The sequence below is a fragment of the Aurantimonas sp. C2-5-R2 genome (genome assembly GCF_036549495.1).
GTDB lineage: Bacteria > Pseudomonadota > Alphaproteobacteria > Rhizobiales > Rhizobiaceae > Aurantimonas > Aurantimonas coralicida_A.
Window position 1 is genome coordinate 144,532 of record NZ_JAZHLJ010000002.1, and the last position, 16,229, is coordinate 160,760.

The following is a 16,229-nucleotide window of genomic DNA, read 5'->3' on the forward strand; positions in this document are numbered from 1 at the left end:
CCGGTCGGCATTGTCCTCACGGGCGCGCGGCCAACGCTTTTCGACGGCGTTCGGACCAGCTAAACACCCTCCATGACAGCGACGATCGAGACAGCGATGAGCGGCTCCCGGCTATCGACCGTGGCGGAGCGCTTCCTGGCGCGGCCCGGTTCGGCGCAAGTGGCGTGGCACGTCATCGACGGCCCGACCCCCTACCCCGAGGCTTTGGCGATGATGGAGGCCCGGGTCGCGGAGATCGCATCCGGAACGGCGCCTGAAACGGTGATTCTCCTGGAGCATCCGCCGCTCTATACGGCCGGCACCGGTGCCCGGAACGAAGACCTCGTCGATTCCACGCGATTCCCGGTGTTCGCCGCAGGCCGCGGTGGCGAATACACCTATCACGGCCCCGGCCAGCGCGTGGCCTATGTGCTGCTGGATCTGAAAAGACGGCGCGAGGACGTGCGCGCCTTCGTGGCAGCGCTGGAGGCCTGGATCATCGCGACGCTCGGCGACTTCCAGATCAAGGGCGAAAGACGTGAAGACCGCGTCGGGGTCTGGGTGCGACGGCCGGAGCGTCCGACCATGGTCGACGGCAGCATTGCCGAAGACAAGATCGCGGCGATCGGCATCCGCGTCCGCCGCTGGGTGACCTTCCACGGCATCTCGCTCAACGTCGACCCGGAGCTGGAGCATTTCTCCGGCATCGTGCCCTGCGGCATTCGCGGCCACGGCGTGACGAGTCTTGCCGATCTCGGCGTTCTCGCATCAATGCCGCAGGTCGATATCCTGCTTCGACGGCAATTCGAGGCGGTGTTCGGCCCGACGATTGACGCGACCCGTTAAACCGTCGGCCTCACGTCGAAATCGCCACGCGGACGTTCCTCCGTCGGCGTTCCTTCGACCGCCGACACCGAAGCGCCGGCCGGCCCGGTCCACAGCGCCGCCAGCATTTCGTCGACCACGTCCAATGGCCCGGCCAACACCGCCTCGACGTCGCCGGATCGGCGGTTGCGCACCCAGCCGGAAAGCCCCGTGTCACGGCTTCGCCCTGGCACCATGCGCGGTAGCCGACGCCCTGCACCCGGCCTCGCACCAGACAATGTATCGCGGTGGTCACTGGAACTCCATGATCACCGCGTCGACCGCCAGGCTATCGCCGGGCGCCGCCTTGAGGCTCGCCACGGTCAGATCGCGCTCGGCCCGCAAGATGTTCTCCATCTTCATCGCCTCGACGATCGCCAGCGTCTCGCCGGCCTTGACCTCCTGCCCTTCCTCCACCGCGATCGACACGACGAGACCCGGCATCGGACACAGCAGCAACTTCGAGGTATCCGGTGGCAGCTTCACCGGCATCAGCTTCTCGAGTTCGGCGATCATCGGCGACACCACCTTGGCCTCCAGCCATATTCCGTCGAGAAAAAGGGCCATCCCGTTCGGCCGCGAGCGAATTTGCGCGGTCCGCTTTTCCCCGTCGATCGAACCCGACCAAGGGGATATGCCGGGCCGATGATCTGTCGAGACGGTAAAGGTTTGTCCATCGGTGGTCATTCGATAGAGGACGTCGCCGCCCTCCCCGGTCATCGTCCGCGCCACGTCGACCGCCAGATAGTCCCCATCGACTTTCACCACCCAGGCGGGCGGTAGCGCGCCTGAATGCTCGCGCAACCGGTCGATATGATGATCGAGCCGCTGCTTGCGGGCGATCTCGATCGTCGTCGCGATCAGCGCCGCCATGCGCCGGGTTTCGTCCGACGCCGCCGGCCGCTCGAAGCCGTCCGGGTATTCCTGGTCGATGAAGGCGGTCGAGATTCGCCCCTCGCGCCAGCGCGGATGGGCCATCAGGGCGGCGAGGAACGGGATGTTGTGCTCGATTCCCTCGATCTCGAACTGGCCGAGCGCGTCGCGCATCGCGTCGATCGTGGCCTCGCGGGTGTCGGCATGGGTACAAAGCTTGGCGATCATCGGGTCGTAGAACATCGAAATCTCGGAGCCCTCCGTCACGCCGGTGTCGTTGCGCACGGTGGCCTCGCCGAGCGGGCCTTCGGCGGGCGGACGATAGCGCGTGAGCCGGCCAATCGACGGCAGGAAGCCCCGAAACGGGTCCTCGGCATAGATACGGCTCTCGACCGCCCAGCCGTTGAGCTTGATGTCATCCTGCCGAAGCCTGAGCGGCTCGCCCGCCGCCACCCGTATCATTTCCTCGACGAGGTCGACGCCGGTGACAAGTTCGGTCACCGGGTGTTCGACCTGCAGCCGCGTGTTCATCTCCAGGAAGTAGAAGTTCCGGTCCTTGTCGACGATGAATTCGACCGTGCCGGCGCTCTGGTAGTCGACGGCCTGGGCCAGCGCGACCGCCTGCTCGCCCATCGATGCGCGGGTATCGGCATCAAGGAACGGCGACGGCGCCTCCTCGACGACCTTCTGGTTGCGCCGCTGGATGGAACATTCCCGCTCGCCGAGATGAACCGCGTTGCCGTGGGCGTCGGCCAGCACCTGGATCTCGATATGGCGAGGCTCGACGACGAATTTTTCGATGAACACCCGATCGTCGCCAAAAGACGAGCGCGCCTCCGAGCGGGCGCGGTCGAAGCCATCGCGGCATTCCTTCTCGTCGAAGGCGATGCGCATGCCCTTGCCGCCGCCGCCGGCCGAGGCCTTGATCATCACCGGATAGCCGATCTCGGCGGCGATCCTTGTCGCTTCGTCGGCATCCTCGATGATGCCGAGATGGCCGGGGACGATGCTGACGCCCGCCTTCTGGGCGAACAGCTTCGATTCGATCTTGTCGCCCATGGCGCGGATCGCCTTCGGCTTCGGGCCGATGAAGACGATGCCGTTGTCTTCCAGCAATTCGCAGAAGGCGGCGCGTTCGGACAGGAAGCCGTAGCCCGGATGCACCGCCTCGGCGCCCGTCGCCTGACAGGCCTCGAGGATTTTATCGCCGAGGAGATAGCTTTCGGCCGCAGGCGGAGGCCCGAGATGCACCGCTTCGTCGGCCATCGCCACATGCACTGCGTTGCGATCGGCGTCGGAATAGACCGCGACCGTCTTGATGCCCATGGCCTTCGCCGATTTGATGACCCGGCAGGCGATTTCCCCGCGATTGGCGATCAGGATCTTCTTGAACATGGCGGCGGGTACTCCGAAACAGGGCGGCGGCGTCTTCTCGACCGGTCCGTTTTGACCTTTGGGCGGAAATCCTGCAAGCCGACACTCGTCTAAGAAACGAATGTCGCGATCCGATCGCACTTGCCGCGGTCCGTCACGGCCGCGCTAGGCGAGAATCCGGATTTCGGCCGGCGTTAAGAGGAGACAGATTTGACCAAACCGATGACACAGCAGGACGATGACACGATCGGCGGACGGATTGGCCGCAGCCGCGAGGCGCTCGGGATCGACATTGCAGAATTAGCGACCAAGCTCGGTGTCAAGCCGGAGACGATGCGCGGCTGGGAGCGCGACCGCGCCGAACCGCGGGCGAACAAGCTGATCATGCTCGCCGGCATTCTCGGCGTCAGCCCAGCCTGGCTGATCGGCGGCTATGGCGAGGGTGCGGAGGACGTGAATCTCGACGACACCGGCCGCGCCGCCAAGCTCGACCTCTTGCGCTCGCGCCGCGATGTGCTCGACGGTGAAATCACCAGGCTCGAAGCGCTGGCCGCGAAATCCGGCTGATCCATTCGCCGGACTCGCGTTAGCGCACGATCGGCGGCTTCTGCGGATGACGCGCGATGCGCTGCTCGCGAAAATAGATGAACAGCCCGGACCCGACGATGATCGCCATGCCGAGCCATTTCGGGCCGTCGGGCATGTCCGCGAAAATCAGATATCCGAGAAACACGGCGGAGACGATCTCCACGTAGCCGAAGGGTGCGAGCACCGAGGCCGGCGCAAGCTTGTACGCCTGGATGAACATGAGATGGCCGGCCGTGCCGATCAGACCGGCGCCGATCAGGAGCATCCAGGTCGACCCGCGATCCGGCCAGCGGAACGTCAGATCGGCGATTCCCAGCGGATGGCCTATGATCATGGCGATCAACAAAACCAGCACCCCTCCGGCACCGGCGTAAAACAGCATCGCCAGCGGGGTCGATCCCCGCGACGCGCGGCGGGTCAAAATGAGGTAGAGGGCGACGAAGAACGCCGCCGCGACCGGGAGCAGCGAGACGATACCGAACACCGAATAGCTCGGCCGGATGATGATCAGCGCACCGAAGAAGCCGACGACGACGGCAACGATCCGCCGCCAGCCGATAGTCTCCTTCAGAAGGAACGCAGCCAGCAGCGTGAGGATCATCGGCTCGATCAGAAACACGGCCGTGGCATCGGCCAACGGCATGAAACGCAGCGCGGCGAAGAAGGCGAGTCCCGCCAGGCCCAGACACGCCCCGCGCAGAAGATTGAGCCCGAGACGACGCGTCTTAAGGGCACCCGGGCCGTCGACATACAGCAGAAACGGCAGGATCATCGCAGCTTGCGAGAAGAGCCGGACCAAAGCCACCTCGCCCGCTGAAATGTCATGGGTGGTGACCAGAATTTTCCCGAAGGCGTCGAGCAACGGAATGATCGCCGAGCCGACGACGAGAATGACGATGCCGCGAACGATCTCGGCGGGTGTGTTCTCGAAGGTCTCGGCAAGTGAGGTCATGTTCGTCCATGGCACAATCGCGTTATGGCTGCCACGAGAAATGGAATCGTCTTAGCCTTGGCCTGGAAGGATATCTGAATGACCACAGTCCTGATCGATGCCGATGCCTGCCCGGTCAAGGACGAGGCGATCGAGGTCGCCGTCCGGCATGGCGCGGACGCGGTGCTGGTCTCCAACGGCGGTATGCGGCCGTCGCGCTATCCCGACGCCCGGATCATTGTCGTGTCCGAAGGCGCGGACGCGGCCGACGACTGGATTGCCGAAGCCGCCAATCCGGGAGACGTCGTTATCACCGCCGACATCCCGCTGGCCGCGCGGGCTCTTGAAAAAGGCGCCGCCGCTCTCGGCCCGACGGGGCACGAGTTCACCAGCGAATCGATCGGCACCGCTTTGTCAATGCGGGCTTTCAAGCAGCATCTGCGCGAAACCGGCGAGAGCAAGGGCTATAACGCCGCCTTCACGACCACCGACCGCTCAAGGTTTCGCCAAACGCTCGATCTGGTGTTGAGGCGCACGGCGGCAAACGACTGAAACGGCTCATAATTTCAGGTTTTTCCGCCCACGCGTGTGCTTCTTGAGCGCGCGTTGTTCCGCCTGGATACGGATCGCCAGCGCGCCGGCGTTGAGCAGCGAGAACAGGATCGCGAGCGCGTAAAGCCCGAAAACTGCCGGCAGCAGGAAGATTTCCAGCACCACGACCGCATAGTTCGGATGCGCCATGAAGCGATATGGCGCCTTCGTGACCAGCGCCTCCCCGTGCTTGACGATGATGCGCGTCGTCCAACGCCTGCCGATCGAGGCGAGCGTCCAGAAGCGCAGCACTTGAGTGAGGCCGAACAGCCCGAGAAACACGAGATTGATCGGCTCGCCAAAGGCGGTGAGCCACAGTAGCCCAAGCCAAGCCGCGTGCAATGCGACCAGCAGCGAATATTGCGGCGCCGCAACCTCGAAGGCGCCTTCGCGTAGCAGCCGTTTGGTGTTGCGGCGAGCGATGCTGAGCTCGATCACCCGTTGCAGCGTCACATAGGCGAGGATCGCCGCCGTCGCCCAGACGCTCGGGTAGATCTCGACCGTCTCAAGCATCGAGCCGCGCGAAACTGCCGGTGAAGCCGGGGCCGAGCGCCGAGACGAGGTGTCGCCCGGCAAGCCCGTCCTCCAGCTTGCGCTTCAGGACGAACAGGGCGGTCGGCGCCGACATGTTGCCGAAGTCGCGCAGCGTCTCGCGTTCGATGTTGAGCGCGCCCTGAGGCAGATCAAACGAGTTTTCGAGCGCCTGGACCACTTTGGTCCCTCCGGGATGAAAGACGAAGCCATCCAGATCATCGATCACTTCGCCATGTCGCGCCAGAAAATTCTCGGCCGCCGGCCGCATCTTCTCGGTGACGAGGTCCGGGATCGAGGCGGAGAAGATTGCTCCGAAGCCGATCGGGTCGACCTGCCAGCCCATGATGTCGAGCGTGTCCGGCCACAGATGCTCGCCGGTGGCGACGATCCGCGGCCCCGCAGCTTTGTCGCAGGTCAGCACCACGCCGGCCGCGCCGTCGCCGAACAGGGCGGTGGCGACGATATTGCTTTTCGTCAGTTCGTCCGAGCGGAAAGCCAGCGTGCAGATCTCCACCGCAACGACGAGCACCTTGGAGCCAGGTTCGGCGCGGGCGAGCCGCGCGCCAAGCGAGAGGCCCGAGACACCGCCGGCGCAGCCGAGCCCGAAGACCGGCACCCGGCGGATGTCGGGCCGGAAGCCAAGCACGCCGTGAGTGCGGGCTTCCAGCGACGGCGTGGCGATGCCGGTCGACGACACGGTGACGACGGTGTCGATGTCCGACGGCAGGATGCCGGCGGCGGCGATCGCCTTTTCGGCGGCTTCGATGAACAGCGCCGTGGCACCCTCGAGATACGCCTCGGTTCGTTGCCGCCAATCCTGCCGGGCGTGAAACCAGTCGAACGGGCGCACCGAATAGCGCATGGCGATGCCGGTGCTCTCGAACACCGGGCGCAGTCGCTCGAAATCGCGAAACCGGCTACCGAAGGTTTCGGCGGCGTGGGCAACAACCTCGCTCTGCGGCAGCGGATAGGGCGGCACGGCGGTGGCGAGGCCGGCAATGCGCGGCGAATGTTCAGACGGTTGGGCCAAGAGTAATCCGATCCGGATCGAGTATACTCCCCGCAAACGGCGCGCGGCAGTGTTCGTTGCGCATACCGCTGACACGAAAACGTCACCGCACGCGACCGGTGGTGATCCCAAACGTCTTGACCCACGCAGCCTTCGACCCTCAAGACTGGTGTCCAAGGCGGCGACCTGGAGCGAGGCCAATCGCCGCGGATACCCGAGGGAGGCTTCAAACTGACCGTTTCATCGTGCTTCGAGCGACCATTGATCTACCGGCAGCGGCTGTGGACGCGGATCACCCATTGGGCCTGGACGCTCTGCCTGTTCTTCCTGCTTCTCTCGGGCCTGCAGATATTCATGGCGCGACCGGATCTTTATATCGGCCAGGAATCCGGTTTTGCCTACGACAACACCATCCTGTCGATCGGCGCCTTTATGGATGGCGCCGCGATGAAGGGCCGGACGATCCTGTTCGGCCAAGCCTTCGACACCACCGGCTGGCTCGGCGCGGTCTGGGAGGGCGACCGACTACAGCCGAAGAGCTTTCCATCCTGGCTGACCATCCCCGGCTACCGGGATCTGGCGACCGGCCGGGTCGTGCATCTGTTCTTCGCCTGGGGCCTCGCCATCACGCTTCTCATCTGGCTAGTCGCCAGCCTGATCAACCGTCACATCAAGGAGCTTTTTCCGAGCGGCGACGACATCCGTCACCTGCCGCGCGAAGCCGCCGACCACGCGCGGCTGCGCTTTTCCCGCGAAGCCCGCTACAACGCCTTGCAGAAGCTGTCCTATGCGAGCGTGCTGTTCATCGCTTTGCCGCTGATCATCGCGACCGGCCTCACCATGTCGCCGGGTGTGAATGCATGGGCACCGTGGATGCTCGATGTTTTCGGCGGCCGCCAGACAGCGCGCACGATCCATTTCATCCTGATGCTGTATCTGGTTCTGTTCTTCGTCGTCCACATCGTCATGATGGTCCTCGCCGGACCCTTCAACGAGTTGCGCTCGATGATCACCGGCTGGTACCGCGCCGATCCGGAGTCCGAATGATGACCCGCTCCCAGATCACCCGCCGGCGCTTTCTCACCGGGGCGACGATCGCCTCGACCGCACCGCTCGCCGGCTGTTTCGACTTTCTTGGGGTCCGCGACAACGAGATCCGCGACGTTCTCGAAACCGCGAACTCCCTCACCTACCGGGTGCAGCGCTTCCTGCTCGGCTCGGATACCCTCGCCCGCGAATTTTCCGAAAGCGAGATTCGCCAGCCGATGCGGCCGAACGGCTCGACCAACCCGCGCAACCCGGCCTATCGCGCCCTCGCGGAGGCGGAGTTCTCCGATTATCGCCTGCCTGTCGACGGCCTCGTCGAAAAACCGCTCAGCCTCTCGCTCGACGAACTCCGCAACATGCCCGCCCGCACCCAGATTACCCGGCACGACTGCGTCGAGGGATGGAGCTGCATCGCCAAATGGACCGGCACGCCGCTCGCCGCCGTGCTCGATCAGGCCGGCGTCAAGCCGGAAGCGCGCTTCGTGGTGTTCGAATGCTTTGATTCGATGGGCAGCGGCTTCCTGCGCCCGATCGAATATTACGAATCGATCGACCTCACCGACGCCCGGCATCCGCAGACGATCCTCGCTTATGGCATGAACGACCAGACCCTGCCGATATCAAACGGAGCGCCGCTGCGTGTCAGGATCGAGCGACAGCTCGGCTACAAGATGGCGAAATACATCCGCGCCATCCGCGTCACCGACACGCTCGACGGCTACGGCCAGGGCGGCGGTGGCTATTGGGAGGACAATGGCTACGAGTGGTTTGCCGGGATCTGAATCTCCTGTCCATGGGCAATTCTCCCCCAAGATTTGGTCCTTTGGTTCGGTTGCCGGCAGCAAGCTCGACGACTTTGCCTCTTTGTTTTCCGGAGACGAGAATATTTTCTTAAGTTTGGGTGATTACTGTGACTTCCCTATGGTGAGGATTCGACTGGGAGGGCCGCAACATGGTGACAATGGATCTAAGAGGCCGTTTCGAAACCCTGCCAAGACCAGCCTCCATGGTTCACCCGGGACGCCCAAACCCGCGGAAATCGGGTATCATGTCATTGCGGAGCGACCATCCGAGGGGCCTTTGAACCCGCCGCAGTGAGTTTCGAAACGGACTCTAAGCGACACCAAATTTGCGAACCAGTTGCTGGAGCATCTCGTCGTCCCGACATTCGTGCTGGCCGCGTCCGGCCATGTGATCATCTGGAATCGCGCTTGCGAAAAGCTGACCGGCGTCTGTGCCTCAGCGGTTCTCGGCACCAAACGGCACTGGGCTGCTTTCTATGAGGACCCACGGCCTTGTCTAGCCGATCTGGTGCTGGAGGCTACGGGATCGGCAAGGATCGAGGCTCTCTATACCGTCGACCGTAGCGACTGGCGGCAAATCGATGGACAGGCGAAAGACGGTCGCTTCAGCATTCTCGCAGCGGAAAACTGGTGTGTTTTACCAAACGGCTCCGGCCGCCGTTATCTCGCGATAGACGCGGGTCCGGTTTTTGACCAGAGCGGGGCGCTGATGGCCGTCGTTGAAACGCTCCGTGACATCACGCCTCAGAAAAATGCCCAGGACGCGCTTGAGACTCTGGCGAGCCAAGATGGCCTTACCGGTCTGGCCAATCGGCGTCGCTTCGACGAACATCTCAAGGAAGAGTGGCTTCTCGCGATCAATTCGGGGACCGAGCTCTCGCTTCTCATGCTCGATATCGACCACTTCAAACCGTACAACGACTCCAGCGGACACCAGCGCGGCGATGAGTGCCTGCGGCAGGTGGCCAAGCTTCTTGTCGCGGAGACGCGCCAAGATTCCGATCTCGTCGCCCGGTACGGGGGAGAGGAATTCGTGGTCGTTCTACCCGGCGCCTCGTATGGCGAGGCGATGAAAATTGCGCGGCGTATTCTCGCGACCATGCGGGATGCGGCCATACCCCATCCGGCTCCGAGCTGCCCGATGACTGTTACCTTGAGCATCGGCGTCGCCACCAAGGGGAAGAGCGCGACCTCGCTCGACCAGCTGATTGCGGTGGCCGATGCCTCGCTTTATCGCGCCAAGCAGAGCGGCCGAAACCGAATCGTCGCGAATTTTGCCGCTGCCGCGTGACGGCAACCTGATCACAACGGAATGTTGTCGTGCTTCTTCCAGGGGTTGTCGAGATCCTTGTTACGGAGCATGGCCAGCGCTCGCGCGACCCGGCGGCGGGTCGAGTGCGGCATGATCACCTCGTCGACATAGCCGCGTTCGGCGGCGACGAAGGGCGACAGGAACCGCTTTTCGTAGGCGGCGGCGTGAGCGGCGATCTTGTCCGGATCGGCGGCATCCTTGCGGTGGATGATCTCGGCCGCGCCCTTGGCGCCCATCACCGCGATCTGCGCCGTCGGCCAGGCATAGTTGATGTCGCCGCGAAGGTGTTTCGACGCCATCACATCATAGGCGCCTCCGAACGCCTTGCGGGTGATCACCGTGACCTTCGGCACCGTCGCCTCGGCATAGGCGAACAGGAGCTTGGCGCCGTGCTTGATCAGCCCGCCATATTCCTGCGCCGTGCCCGGCAGGAAGCCCGGCACGTCGACGAAGGTGAGGACGGGAATCGAGAAGCAGTCGCAGAAGCGCACGAAGCGCGCCGCCTTGCGGCTCGCATCCGCGTCGAGGACGCCGGCCAGCACCATCGGCTGGTTAGCGACGATGCCAACGGTGCGACCCTCTATCCTCCCGAAGCCGGTCACGATGTTGCCGGCAAAGGCCTGCTGGATCTCGAAGAAGTCGCCCTCGTCGACCGTCTTCCGGATCAGCTCCTTCATGTCGTAGGGCTTGTTGGCGTTGTCGGGGATCAGCGTGTCGAGCGAGCGATCCTCCTCGAACACCGACTGGGTGAAGTCGAGTTCGGGTACCGGCGAGGTGTTCGATGCCGGCAGGAAGTCGATCAGCCGGCGCATTTGCAACAGCGCGTCGACGTCGTTGTCATAGGCGCCGTCGGCGATCGAGGATTTGACGGTGTGGACCGAGGCGCCGCCGAGTTCCTCGGCCGTCACCGTCTCGTTGGTCACTGTCTTCACCACGTCCGGCCCGGTGACGAACATGTAGGACGTGTCGCGAACCATGAAGATGAAGTCGGTCATCGCCGGAGAATAGACGTCGCCGCCGGCACAAGGCCCCATGATCACCGAAATCTGCGGGATGACGCCCGAGGCCAGCACGTTGCGCTGGAAGATCTCGGCATAGCCGCCGAGCGCGGCGACACCCTCCTGGATTCGCGCGCCGCCTGCGTCGTAGAAGCCGATGATCGGCGCGCGGTTGCGCAGTGCCAGATCCTGGACCTTCTGGACCTTTTCGGCATGGGCCTCGGAGAGCGAGCCCCCGAAGACGGTGAAATCCTTGGCGAAGACGAACACGGTGCGGCCGTTGACGGTGCCCCACCCGGTGACGACGCCATCGCCGGGTATCGTCTGCTCCGCCATGCCGAAATCCGTCGCCCGGTGCTGGACGAACATGTCGAATTCCTCGAACGAACCCTCGTCGAGAAACACCGTGAGACGCTCGCGGGCGGTCAGCTTGCCCTTTTCGTGCTGGGCATCGATGCGCCTTTGACCGCCGCCTTGCCTCGCCCGTTCGCGCCGGACTTCCAGTTCGGCCAGCATCTCGTGCATCTTTCGTCCCCCCTGCCCGCTCGGCTTTGATGTCGGCCGATGCGCCTGCCTCACGGCATCATCATACCCGGATAAATGCATCGAACGACGCCGGCAATCGGCGGTAAGTCGAATAGGCCGAGGAATGCGAAAGCGATACGCCCTTTTGCGCTACGCGCGCCCCAGGAACACCGCCGCCACGCGCATCTCCTCCCAGCGCTGGCGCCGCCGCGCCGCCGCCTCCTCGTCGGCGCCCCATTGTTCGATGTTCCAGTCCTCGTCCAGGTGCCCGAGCGACCACGCTTCCTCGGCCGACAGCCGTCCTTCGGCGACCGCGAGCGCCAGCAGGGCCGAGCCGGTGAGCGTCGTCGCCTGATGCATCGCGGCGATGCGGAACGGATCGTCGATCTTCGCCAGCCAGGCACGAAACGCCTCCATTGAGGCCGGCGGCTGCGCGACATGCATGACGCCCTCGGCGAGGACGAAGCGGCCGCCGAAGCTGTCCTTGGCCCAATCGAGAATCGGGTCCCAGCCCTCACGCTGGCGCTGCACGAGTCGTTCCGGCGAACCGGCTCGATAGAACAAGAGATCGGTCTCGACGTAGCGACCGATATCGTCGCGCACCGGAACCGGATCGTCGGCGATCGCCTCGATCACGGTGTTGACCAGCCGCGTCATCGGCATGGTCGCCGGGTCGATGCGTTCGCGCTGCGCCTCCCATTCGGCCGCGATCATCTGCGCAGCCGCGGGAAGCGGCACAGCGAGCGGCCGGCGGCCCGGCGTCTTGACCGGGCGACCATCCAGCAGAACGGAGAACCCGCCGGCAGCTTCCGCCAGCGTAACGGTCTGATAGAACCGTTTGGGCAGTCCGGATCGACCCGTGCCGGTGGTCATCGCGTGTCTCCTGTCGTCATGGCGAAAGCCGAACCCTTCGCGGCATCAGTCGATCGTCACCCGACGGCCGCGTTCCGCCTGGAGCGGGTCGCCGAGCAGCCAGGCGTCAATGAACGCCCCGAGTTCGTCGACCGTCTCGGCAACGGCGTAAGCGCCGGAGGCGAGCAGCGGCGCGGCTTCGTGGGTGCCCCAGGCGACACCCAGCGCGGGGGCACCGGCCGTTCTCGCCATTTCGATATCGAAGACGGAATCACCGACGACGAGCGCATGGCGCGGGTCCAGCCCGAATTCGGCGCAGCACTCCTCCACCATGGCCGGATGCGGCTTGGATGGACAATCGTCGGCCGTGCGCACGGCATGGAACTCCATGCCATGCGTCTCGCAGATCGCCGCCACGCCGCTACGCGACTTGCCAGTCACCATGGCGAGCAGCACGTCCTCGCGGGCCGAAAGCCGATCGATCAGCGCCTTCATGCCCGGGAACAGTGTCTCGCGAAACCGCTCGTCCGCCCGCGATGCGCGAAAAGTCCGGCGGTAGCCCTCGACCATCGCGGCGAGCAATGGCGGCTCGGCGGTGGGATGCAGGCGGCCGATCGCGACGTCCAGCGACAGGCCGATGATGCCGCGCGTCTCGGCATCCTCCGGCTCGGGTAATCCGTGCTCGGCAAAGACCCGCCGCATGATGTCGCAGATCAGGCCGCAGCTATCGGCGATGGTGCCGTCACAATCGAACAGAACCGCGCGCATCAGTCGCCCAACGCGCCTTCGTCGAAACCGAAGAGATTGAAGGTCTGCACCATATGCGGCGGCAGCGGCGCGATCTGATCGACGACACCGCCGTCCGGATGGGGAATGACAATGCGACGCGCATGCAGATGCAGCCGCTTCTGGACGCCGCCGGGAAACTCCCAATTGGTGTCGTGCTCGAAATATTTCGGATCGCCGAGGATCGGATGCCCGATATGGAGAGCGTGGACGCGCAGCTGATGGGTCCGCCCCGTATAGGGCTCGAACTCGACCCAGGCGAAGTTCTGGGCGAGATTTTCGATCACCCGGTAATGGGTCAGTGCGTGGTCGGCCCCCTCCTCGCCGTGTTTGGCGACGCGCATTCGGTCGCCGTCCTCCGTCTGCTCTTTGACAAGGAAGGTCGAGATGCGCCCGTCCCGCGGTGTCGGGACGCCTTTGACGACCGCCCAATAGACCTTTTTGGTGTCGCGCTCGCGAAACGCCTTGGTCAGCGCTGTCGCAGCGCCGCGCGTGCGGGCAACGACGAGGACACCGGACGTGTCGCGGTCGAGGCGGTGGACGAGGCGGGGCTTCTCGCCCTTACGGCTGCGCCAGGCCTCCAGCATCTTGTCGACATGCCGGGAGACGCCCGAGCCACCCTGAACGGCAAGGCCGGCCGGCTTGTTGAAGACATAGACCTTGGCGTCCTCGTAGATCAGCATCTGCGCCAACACGTCGCCATCGTGCTGGTCGCGGATCGTGTTGCGGGTCAGCGGGCCGACCTTCCCCCGTGCCGAGTCGGTTCCCATCGGCGGCACGCGGACCATCTGCCCCGCGAGAACGCGCGTGTCCGACTTGGCGCGGCCGCCGTCGACCCGCACCTGACCCGAGCGCAGCAACTTCTGCAGATGGCCGAAGCCGAGGCCCGGATAGTGCAGCTTAAACCAGCGGTCGAGACGCAAGCCGGCCTCGTCCTCCTCGATCCGTCGCTGTTCGACAGACGCCATTGTCTTTTCCTTTACTTGGCTTGCCTCAGCCGCCATCAGACTAGCCCCCGTCCCGCGGCGAATCCGGCAAACAGCGCCGCGATTCCGGCGACGACGGAACCGATGACGTAAAACGCCGCCAAACCGAACGCCCCGCGCTCATAGAGCGCCACCGCATCGAGCGAAAAGGACGAGAAGGTGGTGAACCCGCCCAGCAGCCCGACGGCGAGGAACAGCCGCAATTCATTCGACGCACCGAAGCGGCGCGCAACGATCTCCATCACGATACCCATCAGGAATGATCCGGAGACGTTCACGAAGGCAGTACCAAACGGAAAATTCGGACTGAGAAAACGAAGCGCCGCAAGGTTCGACAAGTGTCGAAGGCTCGCACCGATCGCGCCGCCCGCGGCAACGAGGATGAGGTGATACATGCCGCCTCTATAGCCGCCCCATCGAAGTGAGGCTAGCCACGCGGCGGCGGCGCCGAGCTTAGATTGTCGGCGCCGCCGCGAACCGTGACGGAACCGCTACTCCGCGGCGTTCGCCTCGGCCTTCGCCTGTTCCAGGAACGGCTGCCGCCGTTCGGCATGGAGCCCGCGCATGGTCGACCAGCACAGCGCCAGGAGCAGGAACGCGAACGGAAAGCCCGTCGCGATCGCCGCACCCTGAAGCGCAGCGAGCCCGCCGCCGACCAGCAGCGCGATCGCCACCAGGCCTTCGAAGGTCGCCCAGAATATCCGTTGCGGCACCGGTGCGTCGATCTTGCCGCCGGCCGTGATCGTATCGATGACCAGCGAGCCGGAGTCGGACGAGGTGACGAAGAACACGATCACCAGGACGATGCCCAAAAAGGATGAGATCGACGTCAGCGGCAATTGGCCGAGCATAACGAAGAGTTTCACTTCGAGCGCCGCGTCGACGATGCCGGCGAAGCCGTCGATCGTCTCGGTAAGGGCCGTCCCGCCGAATACCGTCATCCAGATGATCGAAACGACGGTCGGGATGATCAGGACGCAGGTCAAGAACTCCCGAATGGTGCGGCCGCGCGAGACCCGCGCGATGAACATGCCGACGAAGGGCGACCAGCTCATCCACCAGGCCCAATAGAAGCTCGTCCAGCCCTGTCTGAAGTTGTCGTCGACGCGGCCGAACGGATTGGAGAGCGGGATGACCTCGCGCAGATAGGCAACCGAATTGCCGAAGATGCCACGAACGATATCCATGGTCGGCCCGACCAGGAAGATGAACCCCAGCAAGAGCAGCGCGAGACCCATATTGATCTCGGACAGCCGTTTCACTCCGGCATCGAGGCCGGCAACGACGGAAGCCAGTGCGACGCAGGTAATCAGTACGATCAGCACGATCTTGCTGAGCGTCGTCGCGGGAACGCCGAAGAGATAGTTCAATCCGGCGACTGCCTGCTCCGCGCCGAGACCGAGGGACGTGGCGAGACCGAACAGGGTTGCGAAGACGGCCAGCGTATCGATGATGTGACCCGGCCAGCCCCAGACGCGTTCGCCCAGCAGTGGGTAGAAGGCCGAGCGCATGGTGAGTGGCAGGCCCCAATTATAGCTGAAGAAAGCCAGTGCCAGGGCGACCACCGCGTAGATCGCCCAGGGGTGGAGCCCCCAGTGATAGATCGTCGCAGCCATGCCGAGCCGGCGGGCGGCCTCGGTATCGCCAACGGCGCCACCAAGGGGCGCCCAGGAATCGCCGGCGAGCGAGGTGGAGAAATGCGAGATCGGTTCCGAGACGCCGTAGAACATCAGGCCGATGCCCATCCCGGCCGCGAACAGCATCGCGAACCAGCCGAAATAGCCATATTCCGGTTTGGCGTCCTTGCCGCCCAGCCGGATCGAGCCGTAGGGCGACACGATGAGGAACAGGCAGAACAGGACGAAAATGTTGCCCGCGATGAGGAAGACCCAGTCGAAATTCGCGGTCAGTGCAGGACGCAGCCAGCCGAAGAAATCGTCGGCGACGGTCGGAAACAGCAGCGTGAAAGCAACGAAGGCGATGATCAGTCCGGCAGAAACCGGGAACACCGGATTGTGGATATCCAAACCGTATTTCCGCAGATTATCCTGCCCGACCTCATAGTCGGTGACGGAATGTTCGGCTAACTGGCCAGGTTCGAGCGACATCGAAACCTCACTTTCAAATCAGTACTGCAATTGGATCGTAAAGAAAAACAGCGGTCCTTACGAATGGGG

General features: G+C 64.1%; 16 protein-coding genes and 1 pseudogene. 6 read left to right on the forward strand and 11 right to left on the reverse strand.

Annotated elements, in window-relative coordinates; genetic code table 11:
• Nucleotides 1-96 precede the first annotated feature (96 nt).
• Nucleotides 97-825 carry a lipoyl(octanoyl) transferase LipB gene (gene lipB, locus VQ044_RS01690; RefSeq protein ID WP_327646359.1) on the forward strand — a complete coding sequence of 243 codons (729 nt, stop codon included), beginning with the start codon at nucleotides 97-99 and terminating at the stop codon, nucleotides 823-825.
• Here the strand turns inward: lipB and VQ044_RS01695 are convergent.
• Nucleotides 822-1,099: pseudogene (locus tag VQ044_RS01695) on the reverse strand (acylphosphatase). The gene lipB and the pseudogene VQ044_RS01695 sit on opposite strands and share 4 nt — an antisense overlap.
• Entirely contained in the window at nucleotides 1,096-3,111 is a 2,016-nt protein-coding gene (locus VQ044_RS01700; protein WP_327646358.1) for an acetyl/propionyl/methylcrotonyl-CoA carboxylase subunit alpha, read from the reverse strand. The pseudogene VQ044_RS01695 and the gene VQ044_RS01700 overlap by 4 nt, the downstream one beginning before the upstream one ends.
• A gap of 189 nt (nucleotides 3,112-3,300) precedes the next feature.
• Between VQ044_RS01700 and VQ044_RS01705 the strand changes: the two genes are divergently transcribed.
• Nucleotides 3,301-3,657 (forward strand): helix-turn-helix domain-containing protein, encoded by a 357-nt coding sequence (locus VQ044_RS01705; protein ID WP_442872876.1) that lies wholly within the window; start codon nucleotides 3,301-3,303, stop codon nucleotides 3,655-3,657.
• A 19-nt stretch (nucleotides 3,658-3,676) separates the two neighbouring features.
• Here the strand turns inward: VQ044_RS01705 and VQ044_RS01710 are convergent, their stop codons facing one another.
• Nucleotides 3,677-4,630 carry a DMT family transporter gene (locus VQ044_RS01710; RefSeq protein WP_327646356.1) on the reverse strand — a complete coding sequence of 318 codons (954 nt, stop codon included), beginning with the start codon at nucleotides 4,628-4,630 and terminating at the stop codon, nucleotides 3,677-3,679.
• A gap of 78 nt (nucleotides 4,631-4,708) precedes the next feature.
• On the opposite strand from VQ044_RS01710, the gene VQ044_RS01715 reads away from it, so the two are divergent.
• Nucleotides 4,709-5,161, forward strand: a complete 453-nt coding sequence (locus tag VQ044_RS01715) for a YaiI/YqxD family protein (RefSeq protein ID WP_327624080.1) — start codon at nucleotides 4,709-4,711, stop codon at nucleotides 5,159-5,161.
• A gap of 6 nt (nucleotides 5,162-5,167) precedes the next feature.
• Here VQ044_RS01715 and VQ044_RS01720 read toward each other — a convergent pair whose 3' ends face one another.
• Entirely contained in the window at nucleotides 5,168-5,713 is a 546-nt protein-coding gene (locus tag VQ044_RS01720) for an isoprenylcysteine carboxyl methyltransferase family protein (protein WP_327646355.1), read from the reverse strand.
• The gene (locus VQ044_RS01725; RefSeq protein WP_327646354.1) at nucleotides 5,706-6,764 is read right to left on the reverse strand and encodes a type III polyketide synthase; all 1,059 of its coding nucleotides are present in this window, start codon (nucleotides 6,762-6,764) and stop codon (nucleotides 5,706-5,708) included. The genes VQ044_RS01720 and VQ044_RS01725 overlap by 8 nt, the downstream gene beginning before the upstream one ends.
• A gap of 240 nt (nucleotides 6,765-7,004) precedes the next feature.
• Here VQ044_RS01725 and VQ044_RS01730 point away from each other — a divergent pair, with 240 nt between their 5' ends.
• From VQ044_RS01730 to VQ044_RS01740, 3 genes are all read left to right on the forward strand, one after another.
• Nucleotides 7,005-7,790: a cytochrome b/b6 domain-containing protein gene (locus VQ044_RS01730; RefSeq protein WP_327646353.1), complete on the forward strand. Its 786-nt coding sequence runs from the start codon at nucleotides 7,005-7,007 to the stop codon at nucleotides 7,788-7,790.
• Nucleotides 7,790-8,572 carry a molybdopterin-binding protein gene (locus VQ044_RS01735; protein ID WP_327646404.1) on the forward strand — a complete coding sequence of 261 codons (783 nt, stop codon included), beginning with the start codon at nucleotides 7,790-7,792 and terminating at the stop codon, nucleotides 8,570-8,572. Before VQ044_RS01730 ends, VQ044_RS01735 begins: the two co-directional genes overlap by 1 nt.
• A gap of 358 nt (nucleotides 8,573-8,930) precedes the next feature.
• Entirely contained in the window at nucleotides 8,931-9,884 is a 954-nt protein-coding gene (locus tag VQ044_RS01740) for a sensor domain-containing diguanylate cyclase (RefSeq protein WP_327646351.1), read from the forward strand.
• An 11-nt stretch (nucleotides 9,885-9,895) separates the two neighbouring features.
• Here VQ044_RS01740 and VQ044_RS01745 read toward each other — a convergent pair whose 3' ends face one another.
• From VQ044_RS01745 to VQ044_RS01770, 6 genes are all read right to left on the reverse strand, one after another.
• Entirely contained in the window at nucleotides 9,896-11,428 is a 1,533-nt protein-coding gene (locus VQ044_RS01745; RefSeq protein ID WP_327624074.1) for an acyl-CoA carboxylase subunit beta, read from the reverse strand.
• Between the two features lie 150 nt (nucleotides 11,429-11,578).
• Nucleotides 11,579-12,301, reverse strand: a complete 723-nt coding sequence (locus tag VQ044_RS01750) for an ATP12 family chaperone protein (protein ID WP_327624073.1) — start codon at nucleotides 12,299-12,301, stop codon at nucleotides 11,579-11,581.
• Nucleotides 12,302-12,346: 45 nt separating this feature from the next.
• A complete protein-coding gene (locus VQ044_RS01755) occupies nucleotides 12,347-13,048 on the reverse strand; it encodes an HAD-IA family hydrolase (protein WP_327624072.1) in 702 nt (233 codons plus the stop codon).
• Nucleotides 13,048-14,034 carry an RluA family pseudouridine synthase gene (locus VQ044_RS01760; RefSeq protein ID WP_327624071.1) on the reverse strand — a complete coding sequence of 329 codons (987 nt, stop codon included), beginning with the start codon at nucleotides 14,032-14,034 and terminating at the stop codon, nucleotides 13,048-13,050. Before VQ044_RS01760 ends, VQ044_RS01755 begins: the two co-directional genes overlap by 1 nt.
• Before the next feature lie 35 nt (nucleotides 14,035-14,069).
• The gene (crcB, locus tag VQ044_RS01765; protein WP_327624070.1) at nucleotides 14,070-14,447 is read right to left on the reverse strand and encodes a fluoride efflux transporter CrcB; all 378 of its coding nucleotides are present in this window, start codon (nucleotides 14,445-14,447) and stop codon (nucleotides 14,070-14,072) included.
• Between the two features lie 96 nt (nucleotides 14,448-14,543).
• Nucleotides 14,544-16,160, reverse strand: coding sequence for a BCCT family transporter (locus VQ044_RS01770; protein ID WP_327646349.1), 1,617 nt, complete (start codon nucleotides 16,158-16,160; stop codon nucleotides 14,544-14,546).
• Nucleotides 16,161-16,229 lie beyond the last annotated feature (69 nt).